This window comes from Hymenobacter sp. BRD67, from assembly GCF_013256425.1.
GTDB lineage: Bacteria > Bacteroidota > Bacteroidia > Cytophagales > Hymenobacteraceae > Hymenobacter.
In genome coordinates this window covers 4,202,070-4,217,611 of sequence record NZ_CP053904.1, presented here as the reverse complement: position 1 = coordinate 4,217,611, position 15,542 = coordinate 4,202,070, and the positions used below count along the sequence as shown (strand labels likewise).

At 60.9% G+C, this 15,542-nt stretch carries 12 protein-coding genes, 2 pseudogenes and 1 riboswitch; of the genes and pseudogenes, 8 read left to right on the top strand and 6 right to left on the bottom strand.

The annotated features are described in order from the left end of the window. Window positions 1-50: 50 nt before the first annotated feature. On the bottom strand, window positions 51-401 hold the full coding sequence (locus GKZ67_RS23955; RefSeq protein WP_254245307.1) for a hypothetical protein: 351 nt from the start codon (window positions 399-401) through the stop codon (window positions 51-53). 137 nt (window positions 402-538) lie between these two features. Continuing rightward, window positions 539-943: pseudogene (locus GKZ67_RS23950) on the bottom strand (alpha/beta hydrolase); the annotation flags it as partial. A 125-nt stretch (window positions 944-1,068) separates the two neighbouring features. Between GKZ67_RS23950 and GKZ67_RS19735 the strand changes: the two are divergent. After that, window positions 1,069-1,404, top strand: a complete 336-nt coding sequence (locus tag GKZ67_RS19735) for an ASCH/PUA domain-containing protein (RefSeq protein ID WP_173245923.1) — start codon at window positions 1,069-1,071, stop codon at window positions 1,402-1,404. 277 nt (window positions 1,405-1,681) lie between these two features. Beyond that, entirely contained in the window at window positions 1,682-2,287 is a 606-nt protein-coding gene (locus GKZ67_RS19730) for a tetratricopeptide repeat protein (RefSeq protein ID WP_173245920.1), read from the top strand. A 91-nt stretch (window positions 2,288-2,378) separates the two neighbouring features. Here GKZ67_RS19730 and metF read toward each other — a convergent pair whose 3' ends face one another. The 4 genes and pseudogenes from metF to GKZ67_RS19710 all read right to left on the bottom strand — a co-directional run bounded on the left by metF (window position 2,379) and on the right by GKZ67_RS19710 (window position 10,232). After that, entirely contained in the window at window positions 2,379-3,356 is a 978-nt protein-coding gene (gene metF, locus GKZ67_RS19725) for a methylenetetrahydrofolate reductase [NAD(P)H] (RefSeq protein ID WP_173245917.1), read from the bottom strand. Between the two features lie 81 nt (window positions 3,357-3,437). After that, window positions 3,438-7,168: pseudogene (metH, locus tag GKZ67_RS19720) on the bottom strand (methionine synthase). Between the two features lie 136 nt (window positions 7,169-7,304). Beyond that, a riboswitch (SAM riboswitch) is annotated at window positions 7,305-7,413 on the bottom strand. 88 nt (window positions 7,414-7,501) lie between these two features. Further along, window positions 7,502-8,893: an SGNH/GDSL hydrolase family protein gene (locus GKZ67_RS19715; RefSeq protein ID WP_254244956.1), complete on the bottom strand. Its 1,392-nt coding sequence runs from the start codon at window positions 8,891-8,893 to the stop codon at window positions 7,502-7,504. Window positions 8,894-9,002: 109 nt separating this feature from the next. After that, window positions 9,003-10,232 (bottom strand): OmpP1/FadL family transporter, encoded by a 1,230-nt coding sequence (locus tag GKZ67_RS19710; RefSeq protein ID WP_410505094.1) that lies wholly within the window; start codon window positions 10,230-10,232, stop codon window positions 9,003-9,005. Window positions 10,233-10,521: 289 nt separating this feature from the next. Here GKZ67_RS19710 and GKZ67_RS19705 point away from each other — a divergent pair, with 289 nt between their 5' ends. From GKZ67_RS19705 to GKZ67_RS23940, 6 genes are all read left to right on the top strand, one after another. Beyond that, complete coding sequence (locus tag GKZ67_RS19705; RefSeq protein WP_173245911.1) at window positions 10,522-11,877, top strand: hypothetical protein; 1,356 nt, start codon at window positions 10,522-10,524, stop codon at window positions 11,875-11,877. After that, window positions 11,787-12,425 (top strand): choice-of-anchor J domain-containing protein, encoded by a 639-nt coding sequence (locus tag GKZ67_RS19700; RefSeq protein WP_173247040.1) that lies wholly within the window; start codon window positions 11,787-11,789, stop codon window positions 12,423-12,425. Before GKZ67_RS19705 ends, GKZ67_RS19700 begins: the two co-directional genes overlap by 91 nt. Before the next feature lie 56 nt (window positions 12,426-12,481). Next, entirely contained in the window at window positions 12,482-13,081 is a 600-nt protein-coding gene (locus GKZ67_RS19695; protein ID WP_173245908.1) for an endonuclease/exonuclease/phosphatase family protein, read from the top strand. 29 nt (window positions 13,082-13,110) lie between these two features. Next, the gene (locus tag GKZ67_RS19690; protein WP_173245905.1) at window positions 13,111-13,617 is read left to right on the top strand and encodes a T9SS type A sorting domain-containing protein; all 507 of its coding nucleotides are present in this window, start codon (window positions 13,111-13,113) and stop codon (window positions 13,615-13,617) included. Window positions 13,618-13,841: 224 nt separating this feature from the next. Beyond that, window positions 13,842-14,651: a hypothetical protein gene (locus GKZ67_RS23945; protein ID WP_254244954.1), complete on the top strand. Its 810-nt coding sequence runs from the start codon at window positions 13,842-13,844 to the stop codon at window positions 14,649-14,651. After that, the gene (locus tag GKZ67_RS23940; RefSeq protein ID WP_254245287.1) at window positions 14,542-15,537 is read left to right on the top strand and encodes an LpqB family beta-propeller domain-containing protein; all 996 of its coding nucleotides are present in this window, start codon (window positions 14,542-14,544) and stop codon (window positions 15,535-15,537) included. The genes GKZ67_RS23945 and GKZ67_RS23940 overlap by 110 nt, the downstream gene beginning before the upstream one ends. The last annotated feature ends 5 nt before the right edge of the window (window positions 15,538-15,542 follow it).

The following is a 15,542-nucleotide window of genomic DNA, read 5'->3' as shown; positions in this document are numbered from 1 at the left end:
TCTTGAACGTCATGCTGTGCAGTGCGCAGCATGACGTTCTTTTTTGGGCCTTACTGAGCCAACCTTTCCAGCTCGGCATACAGCTGGTTTTTCTCAAACAAGAGCTGCGTCACCATCCCGATATGCTTCTTGCCGGGCAGCACGGTGTAGCGGGGCGCTTCGCCCAGCTGCGCCAGCCGCTGCCGGAACTTCTCGCCGCTGCTGCTAATACTTGGGTACGTGTCGCCGCCGATATATATACTAAATGCCGGGGCACCGGCCCGCATATGGTAGAGCGCCGAGGCCTGCCGCCACACCGCCGGGTCTTTGCTGAAGGGCACCAGGTACTGTGCATCATTAGGATACTGCATCTTGGTAAGGTAGTCGAGCATGTCGAGGCCGGCCGGGTCGTCGAGCAGCACCGCATGCGCGGCGCGGGCGGGCAGGCCATGCCGGGCCAGTAGCGTATCGGAGCCCGTGGCCAGCAGCGCGGCCAGCCCGCCCCGGCCGAGTGACCCATGAGGACGATGCGGGCCGGGTCGCCGCCGTACGCGCTGATGTGCGCCACCGTCCAGGCCAGGGCGCGGGCACAGTCATCGGCCTGCTGCGGCACCAGCACCTGCGGCGCCAGCCGGTAGCTGATAACCACGCCCACAAAGCCCCGACGGGCCAACCGCCGGCCAATAGCCTTGTACAGAATATCGTCTTTGCTGCCGCTGTTCCAGCTCCCGCCATGAATGAAAAGCACCACCGGCCGGGCCGCCGCGGCTTTTTCGGTAGGCTGGTAAATATCGAGGCGGTGGCGCCTGGCGTCGAAATCGGGCGCGGAGGCCGCTACGTAGGGCACATCGGCAATGCGGTGGCTGCTGCGAGCCACGGCCCACTCGTTGGCCAGCAGCAAGGCTGCGGTAGCCAGCAGCAGGCCCAGCGGGGGCAAGGCCAGCCGGCGAAAAGAAAGCTTCATAAAGGGCTGATAAGCCGGCACGGCCGGGAGGTAACCGGGCACTCTTAACACGCCGGTAATAGTAATTGTCAGGCGTTCTACGTAAATTACATAATTCGGCCCTTTTTTACCAGCCCTTCTCTCCTATGCGACCCTATACCTCCTCCCCTACGTCGACTGTTACCACTGCCCGCACCCGCACCCACGAGCTTCAGCTCTGGACGCCCTGCTTCACGGCCGTAGCAGCCGGAACCAAGCCTTTCGACGTGCGCGAAAACGACTGCGACTTTCAGGTCGGCGATGCCTTGTTAATCAGGGAATACGACCCCGATACCCACATTTACAGCGGCCAGACGCTCCTGCGCTGGGTTAGCTACGTAATGCCCGGCGGCGCTTTTGGCGTGGAAGAAGGCTGGTGCGTGCTGGGCCTGGGCAGCATAGCGCCGCTGCCGCCCGGCATCACCGACACCCGGTTGTGGTAGGGCAAAGGCGCAAGCTGCAAGCGCATTATTACCTCCCAGCCAGCGTTCCCAGCTTCCCTTTTCCTACTTGCTCCGCTTCGCCTTATTTTTGTCCGGCTCCGACGTAGCCGGATTTTTTTTACCAGACTTTCTAACTAGTTATCTGCGTGTTTTTTTGGCTAACTCCCGGTGCCCGGCGCGGCGCGGCTCTCCTAGTATTATCGGTGGCGCTTGGCCTGCCGGCCCATGCCCAGAAGGGTAGCAAAAACGCCCCGCTCCCCCAACGGGCCCGCAGCGCTTGCAGCCGCTGTTTGGGGGTATCACGCTGGCCCAGGCGCAGCAGCTGGTGGGACCCGCCGTGCTGGCCGATGTGGACCGTAGCTTTCCTTCGCGGCCCGAAGCCAGTAAGTTTTTCAGCCAGAAGGGCTATGAATATCTACAGGAAAACCAGCCCGATACAGCAGTAGTGCGCTTTAACCTGGCCTGGGTGCTCGACCCCAAAAACCCCGAGCCCTACCGGGGCCTGGCCGTGGTGCTAAGCCAGCGGCCCAATACCCCTACCGAAGCCATTCAGGCGCTGGTGCTGCAAGGCCTGGCCGTAGCACCCACCAATCCGCTGCTGCTTACTGATGCGGCGAACACCGCGCTGGGCCGCTACGAGCAAACCAAGAAAAAGAAAGAGCTGACCCAGGCCAGCGACTACGCCCAGCGGGCCCTACTGGCCGATTCTTCCAATGCCAACGCCTGGCAAACGCAGGCCCGCGTGCGCTACTACCAGGAAAACTACGCCGGGGCCTGGAAAGCCCTGCACAAAGGGCAGAATCTCAGCCTCTCCAGCCTCGATTTTCAGTTCCTAACCGAGCTCATGGCCAAGCAGCCCGACCCGGAAGGGAAGTTTAAATAATGGTTAATGCCGTAATGGTCAATGGTTAATGTTGTGCTGTAATCCCTAGGCCCAGCACAACACTAGCAATTGGCCATTACGGCATTAACCATTAAAAAAGTCCGGCCGCTACGCGGCGAATAGACTCCGCTTTGCCCATTGAGTAGTAGTGCAGGCAGGGCACGCCGTGGGCCATCAGCTCGCGGCTCTGGTTGAGGCACCACTCGATGCCGACCTCGCGGGCGGCGGCGTTGTCTTTGGCCTGGTGAATAGCCTCAGCCAACGCCTCCGGAATGCTGAGGAAGAACGCGCGCGGCAACCCAATAAGCTGGCTTTTAGTGGTTAACGGCTTAAGGCCCGGAATGATAGGTACCGTGATACCCGCCGTCCGGCAGCGCTTCTCAAACTTGAAGAATTCCTCGTTGTCGAAAAACATCTGGGTCACGATATAGTCGGCGCCCCGGTCTATTTTCTCCTTCAGAAAGCGGATGTCCGAGCCCATATTGGGTGCCTCAAAGTGCTTTTCGGGATAGCCGGCCGTGCCAATGCAGAAATCGGTGCACAAAATCGGTTCCGAGCCTTCGGGCTGGTACTGCTCGTCGTGGTCGTGGTAGCGGCCGTGGTTGAGGGCCGAAATCTGGCTGATGAGGTCGCAGGCGTAGGTGTGGCCGTCGGGGTGCGGCTGAAAGTGCCCCTCGCTTTTAATGGGGTCGCCGCGCAGCGCCAGCACGTTGTCGATGCCCAGAAAGTGCAGGTCAATCAGGGCATTCTCGGTTTCTTCCTTGGCAAAGCCGCCGCAGATGAGGTGCGGCACGGTATCCACATCGAAGCGATTTTTGATGGCCGCGCAAATGCCCACCGTGCCCGGCCGCTTGCGCACGGCCTTGCGCTGCAAAAGTCCGCCCGGCCGCTCGCGCAGCACAAACTCCTCGCGGTGATACGTGACGTCGATAAACGGCGGCTTAAACTCCATCAGCGGCTCAATATTGGCAAACAGGCTGTGGATATTCTCGCCCTTGCGCGGGGGCAGCACCTCAAACGAGAAGAGGGTTTTGCCATTGGCACGGCGCAGGTGTTCAGTTACTTTCATGGAAGTAGCGCGGACTCTGCGAGTCCGCGCGTAATAACGTTCGGGTGTTGACACGCGCGGACTCGCAGAGTCCACGCTACATTAGGCCGGGTCGTAGTTCAAATTCGGCATCAGCCAGCGCTCCAGCTCGGCTAGGGGCATACCCTTGCGCTCGGCTATATCGGCCACCTGGTCTTTCCCGATTTTGCCCAGGCCAAAATACCGGGCGGCCGGGTGGGCATAGTACAGGCCGCTCACGGCCGCCGTGGGGTACATGGCCAGGTTTTCGGTGAGCGTGATACCCGTCTGCTTCCCGGCATCGAGCAGCCGGAAAAGCGTAATTTTCTCGGTGTGGTCGGGGCAGCCGGGGTAGCCGGGGCGGGCCGGATGCCCCGGTATTCCTCCTTAATCAGCGCCTCGCCGCTCAGGTTTTCGTTGGGCGAATAGCCCCAGAACTCTTCCCGCACGCGCTGGTGCAGGCGCTCGGCAAAGGCTTCGGCCAGGCGGTCGGCCAGGGCCTTTATCATGATGCTGGAATAGTCGTCGTGGTCGGCCTCGTACTGCTCAATCAGCTTTTCAATGCCCAGGCCGGCCGTTACGGCAAAGCCGCCGAGGTAGTCGGCGCGGCCGGTTTCTTTCGGGGCCAAATAATCAGAAAATGCTATATTATGCACGCCCGGCGCCTTCTCGCTCTGCTGGCGCAGGGTGAAGAACTCGTCGCGCACCTGCTGGCGGCTATCGTCCTCATACACCTCAATGGTATCGTGGCCGACCGTATTGGCGGGCCAGAAGCCCAGCACGGCGCGGGCCGTCAGGCTCTTGTTGGCAATAACTTCGGCTAGCATCTTCTGGGCATCGTCGAAGAGACGGCGGGCGGCTTCGCCCAGGTTCTCATCGTCCAGAATGCGCGGGTAGCGGCCCTTCAGCTCCCAGGTATGGAAGAAGGGCGTCCAGTCGATGTACTGCGCCAGCTCGTCGAGCGGGTAGTTATCCAGCACCTGCGTACCCAGAAAGCTGGGCTTGGTAATGGGCGTGGTTTCCCAGTCGGCCCGGAAGCCGTTTTGGCGGGCGGCTTCGATGGGCAGATAGCTTTTCTCGCGCTGGCGGCTGGCGTGGTCTTCACGCAGGGCCTGGTACTCGTCGCGGATGGTTTGGGTGTACGCCGCTTTGCCCGAGCCGAGCAGGCTGGCCGCCACGCCCACCGAGCGCGAGGCATCATTCACGTAAACCGCTGAGCCCGAGTAAGCCGGCGCAATTTTTACGGCCGTGTGCAGGCGCGAGGTGGTGGCGCCGCCGATAAGCAGCGGCGTGGTCAGCCGGCGCTTTTCCATCTCGCGGGCCACGTACACCATCTCATCGAGCGAGGGCGTGATGAGGCCGCTGAGACCGATAATATCGGCCCCCTGCTTCTGGGCTTCGTCCAGAATGCGCTCCAGCGGCACCATCACGCCGAGGTCCACAATCTCGAAGTTGTTGCAGGCCAGCACCACGCCCACGATGTTCTTGCCGATGTCGTGCACGTCGCCTTTCACGGTAGCCAGCAGAATTTTACCGGCCGTCTGGCGGGCCGCGCCTTCCTTCTCCGCTTCCAGAAAAGGCTGCAGATACGCCACCGCTTTTTTCATTACGCGGGCCGATTTTACCACCTGCGGCAAAAACATCTTGCCGGCCCCAAACAGGTCACCGACCACGTTCATACCGGCCATCAGCGGGCCCTCAATCACGTCGAGGGGCCGGTCTACCTGCTGGCGCACTTCCTCGGTATCCTGGTCGATAAACTCGGTGATGCCGCGCACCAGGGCGTGCTGCAGGCGCTCGGCCACGGGCAAACTGCGCCAGACGTCGGCCACCACTTCGACCTTGCCTTTCTGCTTCACCGTTTCGGCAAAGTCCACGAGGCGCTCGGTGGCATCGGGCCGACGGTTGAGCAGCACGTCTTCGCACAGCTCGAGCAAATCTTTCGGAATCTCGTCGTACACCGCCAGCTGGCCGGCGTTCACGATGCCCATATCGAGCCCCGCCCGAATGGCGTGGTAAAGGAAGGCCGCGTGCATGGCCTCGCGCACCACGTCGTTGCCGCGGTACGAGAAGGAGATATTGCTTACGCCGCCGCTGGTGCGCACGCCGGGCAGGTTCGCCTTTATCCACTTCACCGCCGCAATAAAGTCGAGCGCGTAGTTGCGGTGCTCCTCAAGGCCCGTGCCCACGGTCAGGATGTTCGGGTCGAAGATGATATCCTCGGCCGGGAAGCCTACTTCCTGGGTCAGAATATCATACGAGCGCTGGCAGATTTCAATGCGCCGCTCGTAGCTGTCGGCCTGGCCGTTTTCGTCGAAGGCCATCACCACCACGGCCGCGCCGTACTGGCGCACCAGCCGGGCGTGGTGCCGGAAGCGCTCCTCACCCTCTTTCAAAGATATGGAATTTACTATACTCTTGCCCTGCACGCACTTCAGCCCGGCCTCAATCACGCTCCACTTCGAGGAGTCAATCATGATGGGCAAGCGGGCAATGTCGGGCTCCGAGGCGATGAGGTGCAGGAAGGTCGTCATCACGGCCTCCGAGTCGAGCATGCCCTCGTCCATGTTGATGTCGAGCACCTGCGCACCGTTTTCTACCTGGTCGCGGGCCACGGCCAGCGCCGCCTCGTAGTCGCCCGCCCGAATGAGCCGCGCAAACGTCCGCGAGCCCGTCACGTTGCAGCGCTCGCCGATGTTGACAAACAGGCTGTCGGGCCTGATATTGAACGGCTCCAGGCCCGCGAGACTTAGGGAATTAGCAGTTAAAAGTGAAGCGTTAATATGCAAAGCGCTTGCACTACCTTCTTCCGCGCTTTTTAACTCTTCACTTTTAACTTTTAGCTTTTTTACCTCCCGCGTCGGATACTTCCCCGCTAGCTTCTTGAGCTCCGCAATATGCTGGGGCGTGGTGCCGCAGCAGCCGCCCACTACGTTGAGCAAGCCTTCTTTAAGGTAATCCTCGACCAGCGCGGCAAACTCCTGGGCGCTCTCATCGTAGCCGCCGAAAGCGTTGGGCAGGCCCGCGTTGGGGTAGGCCGATACGGGCACGTCGGCCAGGCGCGCCAGCTCGCGCACGTAGGTGCGGAGCTGGTCGGCCCCGAGCGCGCAGTTGAGGCCCACACTCAGCAAAGGCAAGTGCTTGATGCTGTGCCAGAAGGCCTCGACCGTCTGCCCGCTCAGCGTGCGGCCCGAAGCATCCGTAATGGTACCCGAAATCATAACCGGCACTACCCGGCCACCTTCGTTAAAGAACTGCTGCACCGCGAAAAGCGCGGCTTTGGCGTTGAGCGTATCAAAGATGGTTTCGATGAGCAGCGCATCTACGCCACCGTCGACGAGGCCGCGCGTTTGCTCCAGGTAAGCGGTGGCCAGCTCGTCAAACGTCACGGCCCGGAAGCCGGGGCGGTTCACATCGGGCGAGAGCGAGGCGGTGCGGTTGGTGGGCCCGATGGCGCCGGCCACGAAGCGCGGCTGCCCGGGCGTGCGGCCCGTAAACTCGTCGGCTACCTCGCGGGCCAGGCGCGCCGACTCGTAGTTCAGCTCATATACTATGTGCTCCAGGCCGTAGTCGGCCTGGGCAATGGTAGTGCCCGAGAAGGTATTGGTTTCGACCATGTCGGCCCCGGCCGCAAAGTACTCGGCATGAATAGCCCGGATAATATCGGGCCGCGTGAGGCTCAGCAGGTCGTTATTGCCGCGCAGCGGGCGCGGGTGGTCGGCAAAGCGGGTACCCTGAAAGTCTTCCTCTTCGAGCGGGTAGCGCTGAATCATGGTGCCCATGGCACCATCGAGGATAAGCAGGCGCTGGCGCATAAGCGCAGGCAGCGGAGAAACAGCGGTAGAGTAGGGGGCAACAGCGGCAGCGGCGGACATATCCTTTCTAAAAGCAAAACAGGTGCAAGCAGCTCCTATCCAGAAAGAAAGCCGCGCCAGGCGGCGCAGGTTCCGGCTGATATCTTCTTCGACCTACTTGGCTGGTCGAACAGGAGTTGGCACCTACTCGGGGTAGGTTGCCAAGACGTCATCGGGCCTGGTCCCTCGGTCTTTCTGGATAGCAGCGACTACGAAGATAGTACAGCCTAGCTATAAAAAAAGTACCTCCCCGCTTGGGAAGGCACTTTCCGGTAATATAACGGTTTATACACTTTACGGAAATAGCACTCCGCGGTAGTTATTAGCATTCACCTGCGGGATGGTAGCTCCATACTGGGTGTTAATAACCTGAATAATTTGATTGGCCACTAGAGCGTAGCCGCGTGGCGTAGGATGCACACCGTCGAGCGAGAACAGGTTGCCCGCGATATAGCTAGCTGAGTTGCTCACAGCGTTGGTGACTACTCCGTTGTTAGCAATACCCCGGAAGTACGCATTTGCATCAAAGTAAGCTAGACCTTTTGCGTTGGCTGCGTTTTGCAGCGACGCGTTGAAGGCCGTCGTAGCCGTAGATACTGCCGTTTGCTCCGTAGCATCCAGCACAAGCGTGCTGGGGAAGGGATTGCCGGTGCTAGCGCCGAATGCTTTAGTCGTGTCAACACCCAACGTGAGGAGAAACACGCCCAGATTTGGAATAGTAGCGGGCAGCACAGGCCTTGCCTGGGCGTAGAAGTCGCGCCAGTATTTACCAGTGGGCTGGCCATAGAGGCCTATGTAGGGAGCAGCGGTGAGGGTGAGCAGCAGGTTACCGTTGCCACTGGCATCGCGGATGCTGGAAAGCGTTGTTGCAACGCGGGTGTTCGGCTGCAGCGGCGCGAGCGTGCCAGTCGTGTACACAAACGGGGCTAGACTTACCGGCACATTATTGGCCGCGAACTTAGCACGGGCTGACGCGCCAACCGTCGTGAAAAACGGAATTCCTGTCACATCCGGAATATTACTTACTACTCCCTTTGCATTATTTGCCGTTAGGGCGTTGATAACACGCTGAGCCTTCAGATTGAACGTATCGGGGCGAGTGATAGCATAAGTAGGAGACAATGCGCCCAGCGCTCCCCCGCTGGTCGCGTAGCCTAATACGTCATTGTTGCCCAGCCAACAGGTGAAGAATGTGGCAGTAGCCACTTCGGCTTTTACCCGTTGCAAATAAGTCTGGTAGGGATTTGCGTCGGGAGTAATGCGTTCAAAATACGGATTGCCAAGCTGGCTGCCATAGCCCGGCGTCTGAATATCTGACATACGGATGCCAGGCACACCGAGGTTGTTGATGGCATCGGTATACTTGGTGTATAGAACCTGCGGCGAGGCAGACCGCACGGCGAGGTTCGTGGTCACGTTAGTCGTGATGGGGGTGCCATCCGCCATAAAACCCGTAAGTTTCAAGTAGCCCGAGCCGTTGGACTGCGCCGTCGTGAACAGTGGCTGCGTAAAAGCGCCACCACCTGCCAGTGCAAACTGCCCAGCCAGGATACTGGGATACGAGTTATTCTGCCCATCGAGGTAGAGGCCGCCATCCTCGTATCCAGCCGTGAGCGAGTTGCCCACCGCAATGTAGCGGCTGAAATTAGCTGTACCCGCCGAAGCGGCCGGGGTAGTTGCGTCCAAGTTCGATTGGCAGCCGGCTAGACCAAGGCCCAGGCCTAGTAGCGCTAACGCCGGCCGGGCAGTTTTATGCAGAGAGAATAAAGTCGTCATGGGTAGGAAAATGACAGGATTAGAATTTCATGTACAGCCCTACGCCGGGCACGCTGATGGTCGTTTTGTAGGTGCCGGCCACGCGGTCGGTCGTACCATTGCTGATGAGGTCACCCTGCGTCTGGCTGCGCTTCATGAAGTCTTCGAACAGGAAGGAGGCATCGAGGCCAAAGCGCTGCCCGAAGGCGTACGTGAAGCTGGCAGTCAGGCCCAGGCGGTCGGCATCGGGCGTTTCGGGCGTTACGAAGCCATCACGCACGCAGCTCATGTCGTAGAAAGTGCCGGCCCGCAGTGTAAAGTTGTCCGTAACCTTGTACTGCGCTCCCACCCGGAAAGCCAGGGCGTCCTGATACTCGCGTTTGGAAGAAGAAGTAGCGGCTCCTCCCAGCACCCCGCCGGCGTACGTAAAGTCGAGCGACTGGTAGCGGCTCCAGCCCACGAGGTTGGCGTCGAAAGCCAGCGTCAGCTTATCGTTGGGGCGGATACCCAGGCCTACGCTATATACATCGGGCAGGGGCAGCGTCACGTCGAAGCTGGTTGCCGAGAAGTTGCTGCGGGCCGAGGCCGGCAGGTTGGTCAGCGTAATATCGCCGCTGCCGACGTGCGCATCAATTGCCGAGCGGTAGCTGATGCCCAGGCTTAGCTTTTCCGAAGGCTTGAATAGAATGCCGGCATTATAGCCCAGCTTGTGGTCGGCATTCCCGGTGAGCTGCGCGTGCGCCGGCGTCGTGCTGCCCTGCGCCTGCAGGGGTATATCGCGCTGTAGGTCCACGCTGCCCATGGCCAGCATTACCAGGCCCGCACCCACGCTCACCTGGGGCGTAATAGCATAGGCCGCCGTAGCCTGCACAAATACCGAGCGCAGGTTGATGTCGGTGAGCGCGTAGCGCCCTTCCCAGCCCGGCTGGTAGTGCACCTCGCTGCCAAAAGGCGTGTACACGCCGGCTCCAAGGCGCCATTTGCCTTCCTTCGGACCAAATCCTATAAAGCCGCTGAAGGGAAATACATTGGTATTCTGCAAATTACGCTGCCCCTGGTCGGCCGCATCGGGCCGGAAGGAGATACGCGGAATAGCCATATTGCCGCCCACCTGAAAGCCGGTAGGCGCAAACGCAAACGCGCCGGGGTTGTAAAACTGCGAAGCCTGGTCGAGGTACAAGCCAGTACCGGTGCCGCCCATGCCCACGTTCTTCTGGCCGGTGAGGCCTACCTGGAAGCCGCTGGCCTGGGCTCCCGATGAGGCTGCCAGCAGCGCCCCCCTGCGAGGAGTATAGATTTGACTTGCATAGAATGCAAAAAGTTAGGTGGGGAAGAATGAGGTGCTAAATGTAATGCAGTTTTTTAAATAAATAGTAGGCGCGCCTACTATTTATGCTTAATCCAGCACGAATCTACACGCTTTGCCTTAATTCACCCGAACCAGCTGAGCAAAAGCAATTCATTTAGAAACATTAAGACAACATGAATTTTTGACTGCAAATACTACTTTTGCCTGACGCTTTTTCATCATCTGCTCACCTTATTACTTCTGTTTCCACATGACGAAATGTTTCCGCTCTTTTGGCCTTGCCGGCAGCCTGCTGCTGGCCGTGCTTGGGGCCAAGGCCCAGGCTACGCTGAGCACCAGCCCCTACGTCGAGAATTTCGACAATTTATCGCGTGGCTTACCGGCGGGCTTCAGCGTGTATACCAATGCGTCGGCCACCAGCCTGGGCACGGCGCCCACTGCGGCCCAGCTTATCCTCACACCGGGCACCACCACGGCCTGGACGGCCACCGGCGCCGGCTTCAAGAACTTTGCCTCGGCTACGGGCCTGGGCAGCGCCGCCACCATTACGGCTCAGACGGCCGCGCCCAACCGCGCCCTGGGCGTGCGCCAGACGGGCTCTTTTGGTGATGGCAGCAGCACTGCCACCCCGCCTACGGGCGCCGGCCCGGCCTTTGTGTTTCAGGCTACCAACACAACCGGCAAAACTGACTTCTCGCTGACTTTTAAGCTGCAATCGCTGGATAGCACGTCAACCCGCACGGCTACCTGGCAGGTTGACTATGGCCTGGGCAGCGCCCCAACCTCCTTTACCAAGGTAGGCTCTAGTGCGATTACCGGCAATGCGACCTTCTCCAACAACACCGTAACCGTCAGCTTCGACACTGCGCTCGATGACCAGAGCGGGCCGGTAACTATTCGCATTATCGCCCCCAACTCTACCATAGGCTCGCTCAACCGCCCCAGCTCGGCTATCGACGACTTTTCGCTGAGCTGGAACACGCCCACGGCAACTACGCCCACTCTCAAGGCTACGCCCAACACACTGGCCTTCGGCAGCCAGAACATTATTACCTCGTCGGCGACCCAGACCTATCAGCTCACCGGCAGCAACCTGACGACGGCCACCACCCTGACGGCTACCGGGCCGTTTACGCTTTCCAAAAACAACACTACCTACAGCGCTTCGCTGAGCTATGCCCCCGCCGAGCTGGCTACTGCCCAAACGGTATACGTGAAGTTTTCGCCTACTGCCGTGGGTACCACCACGGGCAGCATTACCCACACCAGCACGGGTGCCGTTACGCGCACCGTTACGCTGACCGGTGTCGGGGCCGACCCCAACCAGACGCTGTTTGAGTTCAGTACCTGCGCCACTACGCTCACCGATGGCTGGAGCCAGTACAGCGTAACCGGAGCCCAAACCTGGAGCTGCACCAGCTACGGCCGCGACCCACAGGCCCCGGCCGGCGCCGCACCGGCACCCTACGGCGTGCAGATGAACGGCTACGCTTCGGGCAATGTTGAGAACGAAGACTGGTTTATCTCGCCGGCTTTCGACCTTACCAGCTACCCTACCCGCTGCTCTCATTCTGGAGCCGCACCGCCTTCAACGGCCCCAGCCTGAAGCTGCGCGTATCGACCAACTACAGCGGCACGGGCGCGCCCAGCGCCGCCACCTGGACCGACCTCAACGTGCCGTTCCCGGCCATGGGCTCCGATATCTGGACGCAGACCGCCAACATCAATCTGGCAGCCTTTAAAGGGGCCAAAGTGTATGTAGCGTTCGTGTATGCTTCGACTACGTCGGCCGCCGCCCGCTGGACGCTCGACGATATCTCCCTGACCAAATCGGCCACGCCGCCCGTCCCCACCGTGCTCACCGACGTGAACCGGCTGGCCTTCGGCTACCAGGCCGTGAGCACCAGCAGCACCCAGCCGATGAATGTATCGGCCAACGACCTTACCAGCGACGTAACCCTCACCTCATCGAACGCCAGCTTTACCCTATCCAAAGACGGCACCACCTTCGCCAGCACCCTCACCCTGACCAAAGCCGAGGTAAATGCTACCAGCAAGCCCGTTACGGTGCGCTTTCTGCCCACTACGGCCCAAACCACCTACAGCGCCACCCTTACAGTGACCACGGCCGGGCCGCCGCGCCAGCCACCGTAGCCCTGAGCGGCGATACGTATGACCTGAACAAGACCCTGGAGCTGGTAAACTGGAACGTGGAATGGTTTGGCTCAGTCGTAGCAGGCCACGGCCCCACCGATAAAACCTTGCAGCAAACCAACATTGCGAAGGTGCTGACCACGCTCAACGCCGACGTGTATGCGCTGGCCGAAGTAGTAGACACCGTGCGCCTGCAAAATGTGGTAACCCAGCTCTCGACGGCCACCGGCCATCCGTACAGCTTCCAGGTATCGCGCTACGGCTCGTACGGCGACAGCCCCTCCGACCCCGACTACGTGGACGACCAGAAGCTGGCTTTCGTGTACCGTACCGATGTAGTGAGCAACCCCACTTTTATGGGCCTGCTGCGCTGCACTGAGGTGCAGGCCTGCCCGGCCTACAATGCCTGGGCCGGCGGCCGCTTCCCGTACAAGATGACGGCCAACGTTACACTCGATGGCGTAACCAAGAAAGTAAATTTCATCGTGATTCATGCCAAGGCCAATGCCGCCAGCACCTCGCCCAACGACTACGCCCGCCGCAAGCTGGCCTCGGAGCTGCTGAAAGCAGAGCTCGATACCAACCACGCGAATGAGAATACCCTTATCGTGGGCGACTACAACGACGTGCTCAACGGCACCATTGCCACGGGGTAACGCCGGCCGTTTCGTCGTATAACAATTTCATGGTCGATGCCAGCTACCTGCCCATCACGCTGCCGCTGGCCCAGGCCGGCCTGCAGTCGACGGCCAGCTTCAAAACAGTGATTGACAACGTTATCGCCAACAAAAACATGGCCCCGTACTACCTCAATGGCACGGCAGCCGTGCGCACCGACGTAGCGGCCCAGATTGCCAGCTACAGCACCACTACCTCTGACCACTACCCGGTTTTCTCGCGCTACACCTTCACCGGCAACGCGCTGGCCACCCAGGCCGCGCGCGCAGTCTCACTGGGCCTGTACCCCAACCCCGTAACCAACGCTGTGCGCCTGGAGATACCCGAAACCGGTACCAGCCTGAGCCTGAGCGTGTATACCACCACAGGCAGCCTCGTACTGAAAGGCACCGGCTCGGTCGAGCAGCTCAGCCAGCAGCTCAGCCAGCGCGTGGGCAGCCTGGCCGCCGGCCTCTACGTGGTGCGCGTCATTGGCACGCAGCAAACCTATACCAGCCGCTTCCAGAAGCAATAGCAGCTGTATCCGCTGTATTTTCAGCTAGCTGCCTCTAAAAAGGGTCCCGACCGATTGGTTGGGACCCTTTTTTATGTTTTTACCCAAGCTTACAGGCACTTGCAAGCCAGCCATGCAACGGTTGCGAGCTGGTGCTCTACCTTGCAGCCTCCACGCTTACTACCGCCGCTATGCCATTGCCAAACATATTGAAAAACATATACCCTTCCCACTTTCGCCCGTCTTTGCTGGCGCTGTTGCCGGCCGTTGCGCTGGCGGCGCCCCCTACGGCGCTGCCGTCGTTTTCGGAGCCGGGTATCTCGCCCGACCGCCAGGAAATAGCCTTCGTGTCGGGCGGGGATATCTGGACGGTGCCGGTGGCCGGCGGTGAGGCGCGCCTGCTGGTGGCCCACCCGGCCACTGAGAGCCGCCCCCTCTACGCGCCCGACGGCAAGTCGCTGGCCTTCATCTCCACGCGCAGCGGCAACGGCGACATCTACCTGCTCACCTTTGCCTCTGGCGAGCTCAAGCGCCTGACCTTCGACGACGGGCTGGACCAGCTCGACGGATGGTCGGCCGATGGCAAGTACCTGTACTACTCCTCGACCAGCCGTGATATATCAGGAATGAACGATATTTACCGCGTGCCGGTAGGCGGCGGCACGCCAACGGCCGTATCGGCCGACCGCTACGCCAACGAGTTTTTTGGCGCGCCTGGTCCCGATGGCAAAACGCTGGCCTTTGCGGCGCGGGGGTGGCCTCGGGCCAGTGGTGGCGGCACGGCCACAGCCACCTCGACGAGTCGGAAATCTGGCTGCGGCAGGAAGGCAAAAGTGGCCCCACCTACACCGGCCTCACCCACGGGGGCTTTAAGGCGCTGTGGCCCATGTGGGGCCCGGCCGGCCAGAAGCTGTTTTTTACCTCCGACCAAGGGGGCCGGAAAACATCTGGACGGTAGGGCTGGACAAAGCCGCCCCGCAGCAGGTTACCAATTTCAAGGATGGCCGGGTGCTGTGGCCCAGCATTTCGGCCGATGGCAAGCTCGTGGTATTTGAGCGCGACTTCGCCATCTGGACCCTGAACACCGAGAATGGCCAGGCGCAGCCGGTGGCGATTCGGCAGCGGGGCGCGCCGGCCAGTCCCAGCGTGGAGCGCCAGCGCTTCACCGACCGCCTGCAGGAGCTGGCGCTTTCGCCCGATGGCAAGAAAGTGGCCTTTGTTGTGCATGGTGAGGTGTTTGCGGCCTCAGCCGCCGATGGCGGCGAGGCCACCCGCCTCACCACTACCGTGACGGCCGAAACCGACCTGGCCTGGACGCCCGACAGCCGCCGCCTGGTATATGCCTCGGCCCGCGACGGAGCCCGGCATTTGTACAGCTACACCTTCGCCACCGGCCAGGAAGCCCGCCTCACCAATGGCACCCAAAATGATGCCCAGCCCCGCTTTTCGCCCGATGGCAAGCTCCTGGCCTTCGAGCGGGACGCTAAGGAATTGCGGGTGCTGGACCTGGCCAGCAAGCAGGAGCGGGTGGTGGGCACCGGCCGCTTTGGCCGCCCGCCGCTGAACGCCGAGCGCTCGTTTGTGTGGTCGCCCGATGGCCGGTGGCTGGCTTTTGCGCCGGCCGGGGCGCGGGGCTTCACCAACGTAGAAGTGGTGCCCGCGGCGGGCGGCGCAGCCCGCTCAGTTAGCTTTTTAGCGAATACCAACAGCAACTCGCTCTCATGGAGCCCCGACGGCAAGTACCTGCTGTTTGATACCGGCCAGCGTACTGAGGATGCCCAGATAGCGCGCATCGACTTGCAGCTGCGCACGCCGCGCTTCCGCGAAGACCAGTTCCGCGACCTGTTTAAGGAGCCGGTACCCGGCCCCATTTCACCCGATAAAAACCAGAACCCGCCCCCAAGCCGGCCGGGCCCGCTACCCCGGCACCGCTGCCAGTAGCGGCG

Coding starts and splice junctions, on each gene's coding strand:
- GKZ67_RS19705 (WP_173245911.1), top strand. CDS start 10,522: ATGACGAAATGTTTCCGCTCTTTTGGCCTTGCCGGCAGCCTGCTGCTG.
- GKZ67_RS19690 (WP_173245905.1), top strand. CDS start 13,111: ATGGTCGATGCCAGCTACCTGCCCATCACGCTGCCGCTGGCCCAGGCC.
- GKZ67_RS19735 (WP_173245923.1), top strand. CDS start 1,069: ATGCGACCCTATACCTCCTCCCCTACGTCGACTGTTACCACTGCCCGC.
- metF (WP_173245917.1), bottom strand. CDS start 3,356: ATGAAAGTAACTGAACACCTGCGCCGTGCCAATGGCAAAACCCTCTTC.